1 protein-coding gene is annotated in these 1,641 nt (G+C 67.6%); it reads right to left on the bottom strand.

Annotated elements, in window-relative coordinates:
- Positions 1-54: 54 nt before the first annotated feature.
- Positions 55-1,410, bottom strand: a complete 1,356-nt coding sequence (locus tag AC0B44_RS21200; RefSeq protein WP_471904696.1) for an IS21/IS408/IS1162 family transposase — start codon at positions 1,408-1,410, stop codon at positions 55-57.
- Positions 1,411-1,641: the final 231 nt, after the last annotated feature.

Raw genomic sequence — 1,641 nt, 5'->3', positions numbered from 1 at the left:
GCCGCTGGTAAAGACTCGCGGCGTGGGTGGGCGTGATGGTGGCGTCGGGGGTGCTCATGCCAGGGTGTTCCTTCCGCGGGCGGCGCGCTCGTAGGCGGCCAGGTCGACGACCGTCGATCGTGATGTCGTCGACGACAAGTGACGTTCAGTGGTGTTGGTGCGCAATGCTGCTGCCGCACTCAGGGCGTCGGGTCCGGGTGGGATGCGTTCTTTGCGGCGGTGCGGCCGGCCTCCGGCCGCAGCACCGGCCATCGCGGCCTGGTCGAGGGCGTGAACGTGGCCGTGATCGCGCACCACGGCCCCGGCCCCGTCCGGCGCCAACCGGTGGCGGGCGACGGTGATCTGCGAGGCGGTGACGATGTCGATCACCTCGTCCCCGAGTCGGCGGGTGACGGTGACCTGTGCTGCGGCCAGTTCCGGGGGCACCGAGTAGCGGTTGCCTCGGTAGGCCACCAGCGCCTGCCGTGAGACGGTGCGGGTCTCGGTGACGGTCACCGGATACGGAACCGATGGGGGCGGTGTCAGGGGTTCGGTCGCGGCGATCGCCGCCACCGTCGATTTTCCTTCGGGGGTGGTCCGGGATCGGGTGTCGGTGCGCAGGCGGCAGAATTCGTTCAGCCTCGTTTGCGCCTGCTCGGCGGTGACCTCGTCCGGCAGTGTTCGCCACCATCTCTGCGCAGCAGTCAGATTCGCTTTCTCGACGACGCCTTTGCGGTTCCCGGCCCGAGGCGGGCAGATCGCGACCGAGACGCCGTAGTGTTTGGCAGCGCCGGCGAACGAGGCGGTGACCTTCCCGCTGTCGGGGTGACACACCGTCGACATTCGATCGAACCGCCAGGTGTGGGTCAGTCCGCCGAGTTCACGGACGATGCGGTCGAGACCGTCGATCAGATGCGGCTGGGTCGTCGCCGGGGCGAGCACCCCGCGCCACCGCCCGGAATGCGCCAGCGAGCCGACCAGCAGATATGCGGTCTTGCCCCAGCCCCACGAGGCGGGCGGGTCCGGCAACTCGAGCCAGTCCCATTGGGTTTCCGCACCCGGTGGATGCGCGATCATCGCGTTCGGGCGCTCAGTGACACAGGCGCAGGCCTGACACACCGGGCGCAGTTGTCGTCGCCGGATCTGGCGGGTCAGGGTCTGATACGAGGCGGTGTAACCGAGGTTTTCGAGTTCGTCGCACAAGGTCCGCGCCCACAGGTGTGGATCCTCGGTCAGACGAGCGGTGACGTAGGCGACGAACAGCTCGAACGGGTCCTCACCAGCGGGTTTACGAATGCCAGGGGTGGTGGTGCCGTTCAGATAGTTACGGATCGTGCGCCGGTTTCGGCCGGTGTGCCGGGCGATCGCCGAGATCGTCCAGCCCCGTTTGTGCAGTGCGTGGATCTCCACGTCTTCCTCCCATGTCAACATGAGAAAGCGGGTCTCCTTCGGGGTGCTGGTGCGTGGTCAGAGACCACCAGCATCGAAGGAGACCCGCCCTCATCGGCGGAGCCACACGGGTGAGCACTTTCGGTGAGCAGGACTGAGCAGGATCAATGAGCGCCATCAGGCACGCCGTTCGGAAACCCCGAACCGCTCCCGCAGTACCTCCACGGCCCTGCGGCGGCGGTCCGGACTCACCAGTTTCCCCGGTTCAACTCC

The sequence above is a fragment of the Rhodococcus sp. NPDC019050 genome, from assembly GCF_055664235.1.
This window is presented reverse-complemented; position numbering and strand designations above follow the sequence as displayed.

Coding starts and splice junctions, on each gene's coding strand:
- AC0B44_RS21200 (WP_471904696.1), bottom strand. CDS start 1,410: ATGTTGACATGGGAGGAAGACGTGGAGATCCACGCACTGCACAAACGG.